The 17309-nt window shown below is 65.5% G+C and carries 12 protein-coding genes; 11 read left to right on the top strand and 1 reads right to left on the bottom strand.

Going from position 1 to position 17309, the window contains the following annotated elements:
- The first annotated feature begins 5 nt into the window (after positions 1 to 5).
- From coaBC to AC0QUY_RS22905, 11 genes are all read left to right on the top strand, one after another.
- Entirely contained in the window at positions 6 to 1442 is a 1437-nt protein-coding gene (gene coaBC / locus AC0QUY_RS22855; protein ID WP_475388489.1) for a bifunctional phosphopantothenoylcysteine decarboxylase/phosphopantothenate--cysteine ligase CoaBC, read from the top strand.
- Positions 1439 to 1897: a dUTP diphosphatase gene (gene dut, locus AC0QUY_RS22860; protein WP_475388490.1), complete on the top strand. Its 459-nt coding sequence runs from the start codon at positions 1439 to 1441 to the stop codon at positions 1895 to 1897. The genes coaBC and dut overlap by 4 nt, the downstream gene beginning before the upstream one ends.
- A 173-nt stretch (positions 1898 to 2070) precedes the next feature.
- Entirely contained in the window at positions 2071 to 4590 is a 2520-nt protein-coding gene (locus AC0QUY_RS22865) for a sensor histidine kinase (protein ID WP_475388491.1), read from the top strand.
- Complete coding sequence (gene tsaE / locus AC0QUY_RS22870; protein WP_475388493.1) at positions 4587 to 6107, top strand: tRNA (adenosine(37)-N6)-threonylcarbamoyltransferase complex ATPase subunit type 1 TsaE; 1521 nt, start codon at positions 4587 to 4589, stop codon at positions 6105 to 6107. The genes AC0QUY_RS22865 and tsaE overlap by 4 nt, the downstream gene beginning before the upstream one ends.
- Positions 6108 to 6199: 92 nt before the next feature.
- Positions 6200 to 6523: a PilZ domain-containing protein gene (locus tag AC0QUY_RS22875; RefSeq protein WP_161851087.1), complete on the top strand. Its 324-nt coding sequence runs from the start codon at positions 6200 to 6202 to the stop codon at positions 6521 to 6523.
- A gap of 128 nt (positions 6524 to 6651) precedes the next feature.
- A complete protein-coding gene (locus AC0QUY_RS22880) occupies positions 6652 to 7374 on the top strand; it encodes a nucleotidyltransferase family protein (protein WP_475388494.1) in 723 nt (240 codons plus the stop codon).
- Between the two features lie 247 nt (positions 7375 to 7621).
- Entirely contained in the window at positions 7622 to 10768 is a 3147-nt protein-coding gene (gene addB / locus AC0QUY_RS22885; RefSeq protein WP_475388495.1) for a double-strand break repair protein AddB, read from the top strand.
- Positions 10762 to 14256, top strand: coding sequence for a double-strand break repair helicase AddA (addA, locus tag AC0QUY_RS22890; protein WP_475388497.1), 3495 nt, complete (start codon positions 10762 to 10764; stop codon positions 14254 to 14256). The genes addB and addA overlap by 7 nt, the downstream gene beginning before the upstream one ends.
- 102 nt (positions 14257 to 14358) lie before the next feature.
- Entirely contained in the window at positions 14359 to 14679 is a 321-nt protein-coding gene (gene trxA / locus AC0QUY_RS22895) for a thioredoxin (RefSeq protein ID WP_016847387.1), read from the top strand.
- A gap of 65 nt (positions 14680 to 14744) precedes the next feature.
- The gene (locus AC0QUY_RS22900; RefSeq protein ID WP_475388498.1) at positions 14745 to 15827 is read left to right on the top strand and encodes an ATP-dependent DNA ligase; all 1083 of its coding nucleotides are present in this window, start codon (positions 14745 to 14747) and stop codon (positions 15825 to 15827) included.
- A 131-nt stretch (positions 15828 to 15958) separates the two neighbouring features.
- Entirely contained in the window at positions 15959 to 16420 is a 462-nt protein-coding gene (locus tag AC0QUY_RS22905) for a DUF2231 domain-containing protein (protein WP_475388500.1), read from the top strand.
- A gap of 147 nt (positions 16421 to 16567) precedes the next feature.
- Here the strand turns inward: AC0QUY_RS22905 and AC0QUY_RS22910 are convergent, their stop codons facing one another.
- Positions 16568 to 17308 (bottom strand): metallophosphoesterase family protein, encoded by a 741-nt coding sequence (locus tag AC0QUY_RS22910; protein WP_475388502.1) that lies wholly within the window; start codon positions 17306 to 17308, stop codon positions 16568 to 16570.
- Between the last annotated feature and the right edge of the window lies 1 nt (position 17309).

Here is a 17309-nt window from a genome sequence, read left to right on the forward strand (position 1 = left end):
CCCCGATGGCCAGCCTGACCATCCGAAAACTCGACGAAGCCGTCAAAGCCTATCTGCGACTCCGATCGGCCGGGAATGGCCGCTCTGTCGAAGAGGAGGTTCGGGTCATCCTGGGAGAACTCATCCAGGGACGTCCCGAATTGCCAGGCGCCCCCAGCTCCGCCGCCGAAGCCCCCGCACAGGCCCCGCGCTCGGTCGACGCCTCCAACGCGCGGAACGTCACCCTGATTATTGGCGGCGGCATCGCTGCCTTCAAATCGCTGGAACTGATCCGGCGGCTGAAGGAGCGGCACATTGACGTCCGTTGCGTGCTGACGAAAGCCGCGCAGCAATTCGTCACGCCGCTTTCCGCCAGCGCGCTCTCGCATGAGCGCGTCTATACGGATCTGTTCGATCCCGGCAGCGAATTCGACGCCGGTCACATCCGCCTGGCACGCGAATGCGATTTGATCATTGTGGCGCCCGCGACCGCCGACCTGATGGCGAAGATGGCGCAGGGCCATGCCGACGATCTCGCCAGCGCAATCCTGCTCGCGGCCGACCGGCCGATCCTGCTGGCGCCCGCGATGAATCCGCTGATGTGGAATAACGCCGCCACCCGCCGCAACGTGCTGCAGCTCCGCCGCGACGGCGTCCAGATGATCGGCCCCAATGCCGGCGAGATGGCTGAGTCCAATGAAGCCGGCGTCGGACGGATGTCGGAGGCCGTCGAGATCGCCGCCGCCGCCGTCGACATCCTGCGTCCGCCGCAGCCGCGCCCGCTCGCGGGCAAGCGCGTGCTGATCACGGCGGGGCCGACGCATGAGCCGATCGATCCCGTGCGCTATATCGCCAACCGCTCGTCCGGCAAGCAAGGGTTTGCCATCGCCGCCGCAGCACGGGCCGCGGGCGCCGACGTCACGCTGGTCTCCGGCCCGGTCGAATTACACGATCCCGCCGGCGTTACGGTGATCCGGGTGGAATCGGCCCGCGACATGCTGCACCGGGTGCAGGCCGCATTGCCGGCGGACATTGCGATTTTCGCCGCCGCCGTCGCCGACTGGCGCGTTGCCAATGAAGGCGAGCAGAAACTGAAGAAGACCTCTGCCGGCATGCCGCCACTGCAACTGGTCGAAAACCCCGACATTCTCGCGACGATCTCGAATCTGACGGACAAGCGTCCGCCGCTAGTGATCGGTTTCGCCGCCGAGACCGAGCACCTGATCGACAACGCCAAGGCCAAGATTGCGCGCAAGGGCTGCGACTGGATCGTCGCCAACGACGTTTCGCCCGCAACCGGCGTGATGGGCGGCGATCGCAACACCGTCCATCTGCTGACGCGCGATGGCAACGAGATCAATGCCGACAACATCAAGGTCGAGTCCTGGCCGGTCATGACCAAGGAACAGGTCGCCGCCGAACTGGTGGCGAAGATTGCGAAAAGCGTGGAGAAGAATTCGTGAGCGCGACGGTGAAGGTCGACATCCGCCAATTGCCGCACGGCGAAGGCCTGGCCCTGCCGGCCTATCAGAGCGCCGATGCCGCGGGGCTCGACCTGCTCGCGGCGGTGCCGGCGGACGCGCCGCTGATTCTTTCGCCCGGAAAATTCGCGATGGTACCGACGGCGCTGACGATCGCGCTGCCGTCAGGCTATGAGGCGCAGGTCCGGCCACGTTCCGGGCTTGCCGCCAAGCACGGCATCACGGTGCTGAATTCGCCGGGCACGGTGGATGCGGACTACCGCGGCGAGATCAACGTGCTTCTGATCAACCATGGCGGCGCACCGTTTCCGATCAAGCGCGGCGAACGGATCGCTCAGCTGGTGATCGCGCCGGTGGTGCAGGCGGAACTGGTTCCCGTTGCGTCGCTCTCGACAACCGGTCGCGGCAGTGGCGGTTTCGGGTCGACCGGGCGTTGAATTGCGTCGCTGAACACGTCTGAAATTGCTGATCCGCCGATTTCTTCACAGCCAGATTCACGTTCACGGTCTGGACTCTTACCCCTTGAGTCGCGTTTGAGGGATACTCTCACTTGATTCGTGCACGGCGGGGGTAGCGCCGGGCCTGCAGTCGTGCGTTTTTGGGGCAAATAATGTCGGGCGTAGTCGCGGCGATGCGTCGAACCCTGCTGTCGTGCACCTCACTGGCGCGCCACGGCACGATCGCGCTTGCCATCGCTCTCCCCGCGTTGTCTAAACCCGCGTTCGCCGCCGATTTGACTATCACACAGGCAATTTCCGCCTTGTTAGACCTCAATCACCAGGAATTCGCGGCGCTGACGACGGCGCTGTCGTTGCTCGGTTTCACCGTGGTGGCGGCGATCCTCTTGATGCGTACACGCATTCGGGCCACCCGCACCGAACTCAGCCTGCGCTCCGACATCGCCGACCTGCAGGTGCAGGCCGACCGGCTGCGTGCGCTTCTGTTTGCCGAGCCCCAGGTTCTCATCTCCTGGGCGGCGGGCGACAACCGGCCGCAGATCAGCGGCGATATCTCGCTTCTGATCTCGCAGGACGCGCTCTCGAACTCGCCGCAACGCATCCTCGCCTTCGGAACCTGGCTGCCGCCGGAACCGGCGCTGCAGATGGACCATGCGGTCGACGCACTGTGCGCGACCGGCGAAGGCTTTCTGCTCAACCTCTCCACCTCGAACGGCCGCGCCATCGAAGCGATGGGCCGCGCCATCGGCGGACAGGCCATTGTGCGGATTCGCGAACTAGGCGGGCTGCGCCGTGACCTCGCCGAGGCTAATCTGCGCTACAGAACGCTGCTGGAGGAGACGGATCTGTTGCGCGACTTCGCCGCCGCCGCGCCCTGGCCGATCTGGGCCAAGAGCACCGAGGGCAATCTGCGTTACGCCAATACGGCCTATGTGCGCGCCACCGAGGGCGCAAACCTCGCAGACACGCTCCACCGCAATCTCGAACTGCTGGAGAACGACCAGCGCGTCGAGATGGGCAAGGTGCTGAACGACAATTCCAGCTTCAGCGCGCGGCTGCCGATCGTGGTCGGCGGCGAGCGGCGCATCTATGACGTTCAGGCACTCAGGCTCGGCGGAGGCAGCGCCGGCATCGCCATCGACGCCAGCGAAGCGACCGCGTTGCGCGACGCCATGGAGCGGATGGCGGAAGCCCATCGCCGAACCCTCGATCAGTTGTCGTCAGGGGTTGCCGTGTTCGACGGCCAACGGCGGCTGGCCTTCTACAACGAATCCTACCGGCGGCTGTGGAGCCTGGATCAGGCCTTCCTCGATTCCAACCCCGACGATTCCAGCGTGCTCGACCGCCTGCGCGCGACGCGCAAACTGCCCGAACAGCCCGACTTCCGCGCCTGGAAAGCCAAGCTGCACGAGGCCTACCGCGCCGTTGAGCCGGCGACCTACAGCTGGTTCCTGCCAGACGGCCGGGCGCTGAGCGTCGTCACCACGCCAAACCTCGAAGGCGGCGTCACCTATCTGTTCGACAATGTCACCGAAAGCCTCGATCTCGCACGCCGCTACGACCGGCTGACGCGGGTCCAGCATGAAACGCTAGACAATCTTGCCGAGGCGGTTGCGGTGTTCGGCAGCAATGGCCGCGTCGAGCTGTTCAATCCCGCATTCGTCAGAATGTGGAAGCTGTCGGCGGAATCGCTGAAAGAGCAGCCTCACATCGAGACCGTGGAAGCGTGGTGCAAGCCGCTGTTCGACGACGCGCTGACCTGGCGGGCGCTCCGTGAAGCGATCACGGGAATCGAGAACCGGGCGCAGCTGGCGCTGAAACTGGAGCGCAAGGACGGCAGCGTGCTGGATTGCATGACCATGCCGCTGCCGGATGGCGCGACGCTACTGACTTTGCAGGACATCACCGACACCGAAAATGTCGAGCGCGCGCTGCGCGAACGCAACGAGGCGCTGGAAGCCGCCGACCAGATGAAGGTCGATTTCGTCCACCACGTGTCCTATGAGCTGCGCGCGCCGCTGACCACCATCATCGGCTTCGCCCATTTCCTCAGCGATCCCTCGACCGGCCCGCTGACGCCGAAGCAGGCCGAATATCTCGACTACGTCACCAAGTCGACCAACGCGCTGCTCGCGCTGACCAACAACATCCTCGATCTCGCCACCATCGATGCCGGCGCCATGAAGCTCGAGCTCGGCCCCGTCAACATCGAAAAAGCCATTCAGGCCGCCGCCGAGGGCATTCAGGACCGGCTGGCGACCGACCGCATCGAACTCAAGGTCGATATCGATCCCAATATCGGCAACTTCACCGGTGACGAGCGGCGCGTGGTGCAGGTACTCTATAACCTGCTCGCCAACGCCGTCGGATTCTCGCCGCACGATGCCGCGGTCATTATCAGCGCGCGGCGAACCGAGCATCGCGTGATCTTCACGGTCAGCGACTCCGGCCCCGGCATTCCGGCCGATGTGAAGGACAAGGTGTTCGACTGGTTCGAAAGCCACTCGCACGGGTCGCGCCACCGCGGCGCCGGCCTCGGACTGTCGCTGGTGCGTTCCTTCGTCGAACTGCATGGCGGCCGGGTGCGCGTCGATTCGGTGGTCGGCAAGGGCACGACGGTCACCTGCGACTTCCCGGTCGATCAGAACGCGCACCGCAACGCCGCCGAATGACCGCCCCGACAACATTCACGGCGGCGCTGGCAAATGAGGCAGCGACGGCGCATCTGATGGCCGACCTCGCGCTGCTGGTCGGCCCGGGTGACGTCATTACGCTCTCCGGCGATCTCGGTGCGGGGAAAACGGCCGCCGCGCGCGCCATGATCCGCTATCTCGCCGATGATCCCGCGCTGGAAGTGCCAAGCCCAACATTCACGCTGGCGCAGAACTACGACCAGCCGTTTCCGCTTCTGCACGCCGATCTCTACCGCATCAACGATGCGAGCGAGCTGGAGGAAATCGGGTTATCGCCGTTGCCCGAGGGCACGCTGGCGCTGATCGAATGGCCGGAGCGCGCCCCCGATGCGCTGCCCGAAGACCGCATCGATATCGCCTTCAGCCATCGCCCGGCACTCGGCTCCGCCGCCCGCGCCGCCGAGATCACCGGCTACGGCAAGGCGGCGGCGCAGGTGGCGCGGCTGAAGGCTTTGCGAAAATTTCTCGAGGACGCCGGCTTTCTGAATGCCGCGCGTGAGCGCATGCCCGGCGACGCCTCGACGCGCTCCTATGCACGCTTGATCGACAAGGACGGCACGTCGATCCTGATGAATTCGCCGCGCCGTCCGGACGGCCCTGCGATCTATGGCGGAAAGTCCTATAGCGCGGCCGTTCATCTCGCCGAGGACGTCAAGCCGTTCGTCGCGATCGACAATGGCCTGCGCGCGCACGGCTTCTCGGCGCCTGCGATCCGCCATGCCGATCTCGAATCCGGATTCCTGATCACCGAGGATTTCGGCAGCGCCGGCATCATCGAAGGCGACCCGCCGCGGCCGATCGCCGAGCGCTATGAGGCGGCGACCGACATGCTCGCGGCGTTGCACCGCGAAGCCCTGCCGGAAACGGCCCCGCTGGCGCCGCGGGCTTCCTACGATATTCCGCGCTACGATATCGATGCGTGGCTGGTCGAGATCGGGCTGATGCTCGAATGGTATCTGCCAGATCGCGGCGCTGAGGTGAGCCAGGAACAACGCGACCAGTTCGTTGCGATGTGGCGAACGCTGCTGGAAAAGCCGGCAGCCGCGCCGCGAACCTGGGTGATGCGGGATTTTCATTCGCCCAACATCATCTGGCTCGGCGAGCGCACCGGGATTTTGCGCATCGGCATCATCGACTTTCAGGATGCCGTGCTGGGGCCCGCTGCCTACGATCTGGTGTCGCTATTGCAGGACGCGCGGCTCGACGTTCCCGAACAGCTCGAGCTGTCGCTCTTGACCCGCTACATCAAGGCGCGGCGCGCGACGGACAGTCAGTTCGACCCGGCCAGCTTCGCCGAACTTTATGCCATCATGTCGGCGCAGCGGAATACGCGCCTGCTCGGCACCTTCGCCCGGCTCAACCGGCGCGACGGCAAGCCGCAATATCTGCGCCATCAGCCGCGGATCTGGACCTATTTGAACCGCTCGCTGGCGCATCCGGCATTGGCGGCGTTTCGCGAATGGTATGCCGCCAACGTGCCGCCGCCGCTGCCCTGATTTACCTCCTGTTAGCCAACCCGCATCTAATCTGGAACCCGCCATGCTGTGCAGCCATGGCGTAAGCCGGTTTTTGAAACAGGAAGACAGCCATGGCGGGGGCGGAACGGCGCCGGGGAGATCGAGTCGTGTTCGAGCGCGGCTTTGCGGCGCACATGATGGGAATCGACGGCACCTGGCGGCGTGATTGCGTGATGGAAGACGTCTCCGAGACCGGCGCCAAGCTAACGGTCGAAGGATCGGTCGAGGGTCTGCATCTGAAGGAATTCTTCCTGCTGCTGTCGTCCACCGGGCTGGCCTATCGGCGCTGCGAACTGGCCTGGGTCAATGGCGACCAGATCGGCGTCAATTTCCTGAAACAGGGCGACAAGAAAAAGAAGGCGGCCAAGCGCGGGGCCGAGGACGCCGAAGCCTGAGTTTGGATAGCGCCCGCGGCCGTCGTACGGTCGTCATGTGCGGCCACTAAGGCCTCATGGTTGCTGGTTCAAGCGAATCGCCGTGGTATGCTCCGCGGCGTGATTTGATGGTTCGAGAAGCTCCGAAAATGTCCGTTACGCCCACCAAAGCCATGGTCCTTGCCGCCGGTCTCGGCTTGCGCATGCGCCCGCTCACCGACAACATGCCGAAGCCGCTGGTGAGCGTGGCCGGCCAGCCACTGCTCGATCACGTGCTCGACAAGCTCGCCGGCGCCGGTATCGCCGAAGCCGTGGTCAACGTGCACTATCTGCCCGACCAGATCATCCGGCACACCGCGAGCCGCAAACGCCCCCGTATCATCATTTCCGACGAGCGCGACGAGGTGCTCGGCACCGGCGGCGCGGTGGTTAAGGCGCTGCCCCTGCTCGGCACGGAGCCGTTCTTCCACCTCAACGCCGACACGATGTGGATCGACGGCGTGCGGCCCAATCTGGAGCGGCTCGCCGAAACCTTCGACCCCGCACGGATGGATATCCTGCTCTTGATGGCGCCGACCACGAGCAGCATCGGCTACACCGGCCGCGGCGACTACGCCATGCTGCCGGACGGCGCGCTGCGCAAGCGGCGCGAACATCAGGTGGTACCGTTCGTCTATGCGGGCGCCGCGATCATGTCGCCCGCGCTGTTCGCCGATGCTCCGGCCGGCGAGTTCTCGCTGACCAGGATGTTCGACCGCGCCAACGAGCAGGAGCGGCTGTTCGGGCTGCGGCTCGATGGCGTCTGGATGCACGTCGGAACCCCCGACGCGGTGCAGGCCGCGGAAGAGGCGTTTCTGGAGAGCGTGGCCTGATCCTGCGCTGGACCGGGGTCGAATCGATCCGCCGTCGGCGGGACGCATCCGCGATGCTCGCCCCTGGAACGCAGTGCAGATGGTCATCGGCGGTCCGCCGCAAGGCTCAGACAAAAATCTCGAAAACAACCCCATGCAAAGTAGAATGGGCCCGGATGGCAGTGAGTAGCGGGGACGCCGCCCTTACCCGCATGACCTCTCCCCCATCGCTGCCTATATTGGCGCCTGACCTCGAATCAGGAAGCTCATGCGCATTTTCAGCGTTCCCCTCTCCGCGCCGTTCCTGCGCACTGTCATCGCGGCGCTGGTCGACGGCCGGCTGGTCGAGGGATTCGAGGCGCGCAAGGATCCGCTCAATCTCGCGCGCGCAACGCTTTATCTGCCGACCCGGCGCGCCGGGCGGCTGGCGCGGGAGATCTTTCTCGATGAGCTGAAGACCGATGCCGCGATCCTGCCGCGCATCGTGGCGCTCGGCGACATCGACGAGGACGAGCTGGCGTTTGCGGAAGGCTCCGAACAATTCAGCGGCGTGGCGCCGCTCGACATTCCGCCACGGCTCGGTGAGTTGGAGCGCCGACTGACGCTGGCGCATCTGGTGGCGGCCTGGGCCAAGAGCCCGGTGTCGGCGCCGCTCGTGGTCGGCGGCCCGGCCTCGACGCTGGCGCTGGCCGGCGATCTGGCGCGGCTGATGGACGACATGGTGACGCGCGGCGTCGCCTGGGAAGCGCTCGACAAACTGGTGCCCGACCAGTTCGACAAATACTGGCAGCATTCGCTGGAGTTCCTGCGAATCGCGCGCAAGGCATGGCCGGAGCATTTGAAGGAAATCGGCAGGATCGAACCCGCCGAACGCCGCGACCGCCTGATCGAGGCGGAAGCTGCGCGCCTGACCGCGTATCATGAAGGACCCATAGTTGCCGCAGGTTCGACGGGTTCGATGCCCGCGACCGCGAAATTCCTCACAGCCGTGGCGGGCCTCAAACATGGCGCGGTGGTGCTGCCCGGGCTCGACACCGATCTCGACGAGGAGGCCTGGCAGACGATCGGCGGCATCCGGGACGCGCAGGGCAAGTTCACCACCCAGCCCTCCTCGAACCATCCGCAATTCGCGATGCAGGGATTGCTGGATCGTTTTGGCATCAAGCGGAGCGACGTCGAAATACTGGGCACGCCGGCACAACAGGGCCGCGAGGTGCTGATGTCGGAGACGATGCGGCCGTCGACGGCGACCGAGCAATGGCATGATCGGCTGGCGCAGCCGGATGTATCGCAACGGATCGCCGCCGGCATGACGAAGCTTGCCGTCGTCGAAGCGCCCAGCTCGGAGATGGAAGCGCTGGCGATTGCGGTAGCAATGCGCGAGGCGCGGCACCTCAACAAGTCGACGGCGCTAGTGACGCCGGATCGCGCGCTGGCGCGGCGGGTGATGGCGGCGCTGAGGCGCTGGAATCTTGAATTCGACGATTCCGGCGGTGACGCGCTGATGGACACGCCGAGCGGCATTTTTGCCCGCCTCGCCGCGGAAGCCGTCGCCAAGGGACTGGAGCCGCCGACGCTGCTGGCGCTATTGAAGCATCCGCTGTTCCGGCTAGGCGGCGCATCCGGCGCGTTCAGGCACGCCATCGAGACTCTCGAACTGGCGCTGCTGCGCGGCACCCGTCCGCAAGCGGGAACGAGTGGCCTTGCGCGCGACTTCGACCGTTTCCGCGTTGAGCTCGGAAAGCTCCGGCGCAAGGAGACTTCTTCGCTTCACGCTTCCGAGCCGCGCGCAAAATTGAAGGATGACGAACTCGATCAGGCCCAAGCGTTGATCGCATCGCTGCAGAAGGCACTGTCGCCGCTGGAAGTCATGGGCTCGTCAAAGCCGTACGATTTCGCCGAGCTCGCGGTACGCCATCGCGAGATCCTGATTGCATTGTCGTCAGATCAAAACGGTGTGGCCGTTGCCTTCGAGGAGGCCCAGGGATCGGCGCTGTCAGCGGCGTTCGACGACCTGCTCGCCGAGCAGAAGCCGAGCGGCCTGATGGTTCAGCTCGGCGATTACCCCGAGGTGTTTCAGACCGCCTATGCCGATCGCATGGTGCGACGGCCGGAGCAGGCGAACGCGCAGCTGCAGATCTACGGCCAGCTCGAAGCACGGCTCACCGAATCCGACCGCGTCATCCTCGGCGGGCTGGTCGAGGGCGTATGGCCGCCGGCGCCGCGGGTCGATCCCTGGCTCAGCCGGCCGATGCGCCACGAGCTCGGCCTCGACCTGCCGGAGCGGCGCATCGGCCTCTCCGCGCACGACTTCGCGCAATTATTGGGAATGGACGACGTGATCCTGACCCATTCGGCCAAGGTCGGCGGCGCGCCGGCGGTCGCCTCGCGCTTCCTGCACCGGCTGGAGGCGGTGGCGAGCGAAGCGCGCTGGGACGAGGCCAGAAGGGCCGGCGATAATTACGTCCGCTTCGCCGCCGAACTCGATCAGCCCGACGCGGTCGAACCGGTCGCGCAGCCCGCACCGAAGCCGCCGGTCGCGACGCGGCCGCTCAAACTGTCGGTCACCGCGATCGAGGATTGGCTGCGCGACCCTTATACGATCTACGCGAAATATATTCTGCGGCTCGATCCGCTCGATCCCGTCGACATGCCGCTGTCGGCGGCCGATCGCGGCTCGGCCATCCACGATGCACTCGGCGAATTCACGCAGAAATTTGCCGACACCCTGCCCCCGCAGCCCGCGCTGGTGCTGCGCGGCATCGGCGAGAAATTCTTTGCACCACTGATGGAACGGCCCGAGGCGCGGGCGCTGTGGTGGCCGCGGTTTCAGCGCATCGCCACCTGGTTTGCGGATTGGGAAGAGGCGCGGCGCGAGGACATCGAAAAAATTGCCGCCGAGATCAAAGGCGAGATCAAGATCCCGCTCGACAACGAGCGGATCTTCACCCTGTCGGCGCGCGCCGACCGGATCGAGCAGCGCCATGACGGCAGCTTTGCGATCCTCGATTACAAGACCGGCCAGCCGCCTACGGGTAAGCAGGTGCGCATGGGCCTGTCGCCGCAACTGACGCTGGAGGCCGCGATCCTGCGCGAAGGCGGCTTTGAGAACATCGACGCCGGCTCCTCCGTCGGCGAGCTCGTCTATGTCCGCCTCAGCGGCAACAATCCGCCCGGCGAGCACCGCTCGCTGGAGCTGAAGATCAGGAACAACGATACGCCGCAGCGGCCGGACGAGGCGGCCGACTACGCCCGCGAGCAGCTTGAAGCGCTGATCCGCAAATTCGAGAACGAGGAGACCGCCTACACCTCGCTGAACCTGTCGATGTGGTCGAACCGCTACGGCGCCTATGACGATCTCGCCCGGATCAAGGAATGGTCGGCGGCCGGCGGCCTGGGGATCGAGGAATGGTGAAGGCTCGGCGCATCATCCCCGACGCGGTTCGCGCAACGCAGGCGCGCGCGTCCGATCCGGCGGCGTCTGCTTTCGTTTCGGCGAATGCGGGCTCGGGCAAGACCCATGTGCTGGTGCAGCGGGTGATCCGGCTGCTGCTCGACGGCGTGGCGCCGGAAAAGATCCTCTGCATCACCTTCACCAAAGCAGCCGCCGCCAACATGGCCGAGCGCGTGTTCACCACGCTGGGCCATTGGGTGACGCTCGACGACGACGCACTGGACGCGGCGATCCGCGAGGCCGGCATTCCCCATCCCAGTGTGCGTTTGCGCAAGTCGGCGCGCAAACTGTTCGCCTGCGCGCTGGAGACGCCGGGCGGATTGAAGGTGCAGACCATCCACGCGCTGTGCACGCGGCTGCTGCAGCAATTCCCGTTCGAGGCCAACGTGCCGGCGCGCTTCGCCGTGCTCGACGACCGCGACCAGAACGAGATGATGGAGCGCGCCAATCTCGCCGTTTTCCTCGAGGCGTCACGCAATCCCGACAGCGCCACCGGGCGCGCGCTGATGACGGCGATGGCAAGCGCCGCCGACGTCACCTTCAAGGACGTGGTGCGCGAGGCCTGTCTCAGCCGCGACCATTTCATGGCCTGGACGGATGCCGCCGGCAGCGCGCAGGCGGCAGCAGTGCAGATTTCGGCGGCGCTCGGCGTCGCTCCCGATGATCGCATCGAGGATGTCGAGCGTGACATCGTCGACGGACCAAATCTTCCGCGAACTCGATGGCAGGAAATCGCATCGGTTCTAGATACAAGCAGCAAGGCCGATCAAAAACAGGCCGACCGACTTCGTGGGGCGTTGGCGTTTGCTGGATCTGCGCAGGTCGACGAGTATCTCGGGGTGTTTCTCACGGATGAGCGAACGCCACGCGCGACGGTCGTTACCAGCGCCTTCGTCAAGAAGAATCCCGCAGTTGGTCGCTTGTTCGATTCGGAAATTGACCGCCTCGCGCGCCTGATCGAACGCCGCCGCGCCGTGGTGGCGCGCGACCGCACCGAGGCCCTGCTCTATATCGCGACCGCGGCTGCGGCGAACTATCGCCGCGAGAAGCAGGAACGGGGCCTGCTCGACTATGACGATCTGATCGACAAGACGCTTGCCATGCTCGACCGCGTCTCCTCGGGCTGGGTACACTACAAGCTCGACCGCGGCGTCGACCATGTACTGATCGACGAGGCGCAGGATACCAGCCCCCGGCAATGGGACATCGTCGCGCATATCATCTCTGAATTCACCTCGGGCGCCGGCGCGCGCGACGGCGTGGTCCGAACGGTATTTGCGGTCGGCGACGAGAAACAGTCGATCTTTTCATTCCAGGGCGCGGCCCCTCGCGAATTCGACCTGCGCCGCCGGGCACTTCAGCGGAAGTTCGAGGGTGCCGGGCTGAAGTTCGATCCGGTATCGTTTACCTATTCGTTCCGCTCGGGACCGGCGATCCTGCATGCGGTCGACCAGGTGTTTCGCGAGCAGGATATCTTTCGCAGCATTCATGCGGTCGATATCGGCAATCCGATCCATCACGCGCTGGCCGACGCCGGTCCGAGCCAGATCGACCTTTGGGAGCTGGCCGAGGCCGACGACCGGCAGGATATCGAAGGCTGGCGCGCGCCGTTCGACGGCGTCGCCGCGACCAGTCCCGAGGTGAAGCTGGCCCGGCGCATTCAGGCCGAGATCAAGGCGCTGGTGGCTAGTCGCGCCATGACCGGCAGCAAGGGCGACCGCCGGCCGCTGCGCTATGGCGACATGCTGGTGCTGGTGCGCCGGCGCGGCAACGCGTTCGACGCCGTGATCCAGGCGCTGAAGCATGCCGGCATCCCGGTCGCCGGCGCCGACCGCCTCAAGCTGACCGAGCACATCGCGATCATCGACCTGATGAATCTCGCCGACGCGTTGCTGCTGCCGCAGGACGATCTGGCGCTGGCGGTGGCGCTGAAGAGCCCGCTGTTCGGACTCGACGACGACGACCTGTTCAAGATCGCCTGGCAGCGCAAGGGATCGCTCCGCGCCGCATTGACTGCGCGCGCGCCGACCGACGGCCGCTTACGCGACGCACTGTGGCGGCTTGAGCAGTGCGAACGCCGCTTTGCCAGCGAAACGCCGTTTGCGTTCTATGCCTGGCTGCTCGGCGGCGACGGCGGCCGCGCGCGAATCCTGCGGCGGCTCGGACACGAGGCCAACGACGCGCTCGATGAGTTTCTGGAACTGGCGCTGAACTACGAGCGCAAGGCGCCGGCCTCGCTGCAGGGCTTTATGGCGTGGCTCCGCACGGCGGACCTCGAGGTGAAGCGCGACATGGAGATTTCGCGCGATGAGGTCCGCGTCATGACCGTGCACGGCGCCAAGGGGCTGGAGGCTTCCGTCGTGTTCCTGGTTGATACCACGACCTCGCCTTCGGATACGCAGCGGCTGAAGCTGATCAACCTGCCGGTCGGCAATGCCGATCCGCATGCGCCAGGGGTCGTGGTCTGGGCCGGCCGCAAGGCCGAGGATCCGCCGGCCGTCGCCACGGCCCGCGCGGCGATGATCGACGATACCGAGGATGAATACCGCCGCCTGCTCTATGTCGCGATGACGCGCGCGGCGGACCGCCTTGTCGTCGGCGGCTGCATGCCCGGCAACATGAAGAGCGTCCGGCCGCTGTCCTGGTACGACCTGATCACCAAGGGGCTCGCCGGTTCCGGATTGCAGCTTCAGGAGATCGAAACGACCGCCGGCCGCGTGAAGCGCTATGCGCGCCCCGAGGAGACCGCGCCATCGGCCGCTCCGGCTGCCACGCCGTCCTCGGCGGCGCCGATCGTTCTGCCAAGCTGGCTGCTGACCCCGGCACAGCCTGAAATTTCGCCGGGAAGCCTGCTGCGCCCTTCCGACCCCGCGGACAGCGGGCACCAGCCGGTACGGACGGCCGAATCGCTCATGCAGCGCGCCCGCGCCCTGCAGCGCGGCACGCTGGTCCACCGGCTGCTGCAATCCCTGCCCGACGTCGCCGCCGAACGCCGCCGCGAGGCCGCGCTGGCCTATCTGGCCCGCAATGCCGATGGCTGGACCGCGGAGGAGCGGCAGCAGCTCGCCGAAAGCACGCTGGCCCTGATCGCGGAGGCGCGCTTTGCGCCCGTGTTTGCCCCGGGCAGCCGCGCCGAGGTCTCGATCGTCGGGCGGCTGGAGCGGCCGGGCGGGCGTCCGGCGCTGGTGTCCGGGCAGATCGACCGCCTCGTGGTCACGGACAGCGAGGTCCTGATCGTCGATTTCAAGACCAACCATACCCCGCCGAGCCGGCCCGAGGAGGCGCCGCGGGGCTATGTCCGCCAGCTCGCGCTGTACCGGGCGGTGCTCGGCAAGCTTTATCCCCAGCTCCCGGTCCGCACCGCGCTGCTGTGGACCGAAACCTCTGAATTAATGGAGATTCCGGCCCCCGCGCTGGAGGCCGAGCTGGCATCCATCATCTCGGCGTGACCGCGCTTGACCCGGCAGGATCGCGTTCATAGGTTTGCCACATCATCCCAGGGCGCGATTCTTGACCGCGCCCCTTAATTTCTAACCGAAGAGGTAATTCCGATGGCCGTTGGCAAGGTTTCTGACGCCGATTTCGAAGCCGAAGTGCTCAAGGCCACCGGCCCGGTGGTCGTCGATTTCTGGGCCGAATGGTGCGGCCCCTGTCGCATGATCGCGCCTGCGCTCGACGAGATTTCCGGCGCGATGGGCGACAAGGTCAAGATCGTCAAGCTGAACGTCGACGAGAGCCCGAAGACGGCCTCGAAATACGGCGTGATGTCGATCCCGACCCTGATGATCTTCAAGGGCGGCGAGATGGCGTCCCGTCAGGTCGGCGCCGCGCCGAAGGCCAAGCTGCAGCAGTGGATCACCGCGGCGGTCTGATCGTCTCTTTATAGAATTTTTCCGACAACGGCCGGCGAATAGCCGGCCGTTTGCGTTGAGACGGCATGTCTCGCGTAGAAGAATCCCTGAGCCTGCCGTCTGGAAAGGCTCGCCGGAATTCCGCCCCGCTCGCGGCAATGGAAGCGCGCTCGGTCGATGTCATCCCGCGCGGCGCGGAATGGCAGTACGAGCCCAAATGGGACGGCTTTCGCTGCCTGCTATCCCGCCAGGGCGACAAGGTCGACCTCCGGTCCAAGTCGGGGGAGGACCTCGCCCGCTATTTTCCCGAACTGGTTCGCGCCGCGCTGACGTTGAAAGCCAGCGCCTTTGTGCTCGACGGTGAAATCGTCGTGCCACGCGGCAAAGCGTTTTCGTTCGACGATCTGCTGCAGCGAATTCATCCCGCCGAAAGCCGCGTCAAAAAGCTGTCCCAGGAAACGCCGGCGCTGTTTCTCGCATTCGACCTGCTGGCCTCAGCGACGGGCAAGAAACTCGCCGCCTCGCCGCTGCGCGAGCGCCGCCCCGCGCTGGAGGCTTTTGCAAAGGCCCAGTTCAAATCCAGTCCGACATTTCGCCTGTCGCCCGTCACCACGAGCTATGCCACCGCGCAAAAATGGCTGAAGCAATCCGGCGGCGGGTCGGACGGCGTGATCGCCAAGCGCATCGACCTGCCCTATCAGGCCGGCAACCGCGACGGCATGCAGAAGATCAAGAAATTCCGCAGCGCCGATTGCGTGGTCGGCGGCTTCCGTTACGCCACCAACAGACTAGCGAACCGCAGGGTTGTCGGCTCCCTGCTGCTCGGTCTCTACGACGACGAGGGACTCCTGCATCATGTCGGCTTCACCTCTGCCATCAAGCAGGCGGACAAGCCGGCACTGACGGCAAGGTTGGAGCCGCTGATCGCAGCACCCGGCTTCACCGGCAACGCGCCGGGCGGCCCGAGCCGATGGTCGACCGAGCGTTCGGCGCAGTGGTGTCCCCTGAAGCCGAAACTCGTGATCGAGGTCTGCTACGATCATTTCAGCGGCGAGCGATTCCGCCACGGCACCTCCATCCAGCGCTGGCGGCCCGACAAGGCGCCGCGGCAATGCACCTTCGATCAGCTCAAGCAGAAGGCCGCCGACCCGATGAAGCTGCTGAAGTGAGCGGCCCTATGTCGTGAAGCGGGCGTTGCGCATGGTTGTGCGACGCACTGTCCCGCGCCCTTTGCGCCACCGCGCAGGAACTCGCCTCCTGATAGGTAGTTCAATGCCTATTGCCCATTGAGGAGGCATTCATGACAAACCCTAGATCGACCGCGCAAATCGCCGGTCACCCAATCCATCCCATGCTCATTCCATTTCCGGTCGCCTGCTTCGTTCTGGCCTTTGTTTCGGATATCGCGTTCTGGCGAACCTCGAACGAGTTCTGGGCCACCGCCTCGCTCTGGCTGCTCGGCATCGGCCTGATCATGGCCGCGCTCGCGGCCGTCGTCGGCGTGATCGACCTGATGGGAGACGATCGCATCCGCAATCTCAACGATGCCTGGCTGCACGCCGGCGGCAATGTCGTTGCGGTCCTGATCGAGCTTTACAACTGGTATTCGCGCTACACCGAGGGCACGTCAGCCATCATCCCGACCGGACTGGTGCTGTCGTTCGTCGTCGTGCTGATCCTGCTCTTCACCGGCTGGAAAGGCTGGGAGATGGTCTATCGCGACCATGTCGGCGTGTCCGACATCGCCGATCAGCCGCGCTGATCGAACCACGTAGCCCGGGTGAAGCCAACGGGTCGCGCGAATGCGCGCCCGATGACAGGCTCCGCGTAACCCGGGATTTTCGCTCATTGAAGGAGTTGCCCCGGATTGCGCTTCGCTCCATCCGGGCTACAGGGCTACGGGCGTCGGCTATCCGATCCATCCCGTCGCCAGCGCTGACGCGAGTTCGGCCTGACCATTCCGCCGCGCCAGTGCCGCCATCGCCTCGTGATCATACGGCACATGCCGAAACGTCACGCGCCAGACGCCATCGGTGAGTTCGAGGATCGCGTAGCGCGCATCCGGTGTGCCGGCTTCGATGACATGCAGAAAAGGATGGACGTCGCGATAGCCGGGTGAGCCGACGCTGCCGGGATTGACGATCCATCGACCATCGCGAAGCCTGACCGCGCGCGCAATGTGGGTGTGCGCGCAGAGGATGAGGGATTGCGGGATGCCCTGCGCATGCTGCTCGATCTCATCCAGCGATGACATCCGCACCGTGCCGTCGGGCAACACCTTTTCCAGCCAATAGATCTCATCGTGCTGGGGCGTGGCGTGACACAGAAAGACCTGATCGCGAAACACTGATGTCTTCGGCACGGCGCGAAACCAATCGAGATGGCGCTTATCGAGTTGCGCATGGGCCGGGCGGTCCCATGATCCCATCTTCTCCGGCGGCCGGTCGATCAGATAGCGATCATGATTGCCGAGCACGTGAACGGCATCGAGCGCCATCAACGCGTCCATGGTGCGCCGCGCGTCGAGCGGGCCGCTCGCCATGTCGCCGAGATTGACGATTTCCTCGATGCCCTGCGCGCGGATGTCGGCCAGCACGGCCGCCAGCGCGAGATAGTTTCCGTGCACATCGGCGATGGCGGCAAAACGCATA

It is taken from the genome of Bradyrhizobium sp. WYCCWR15520 (assembly GCF_056174665.1).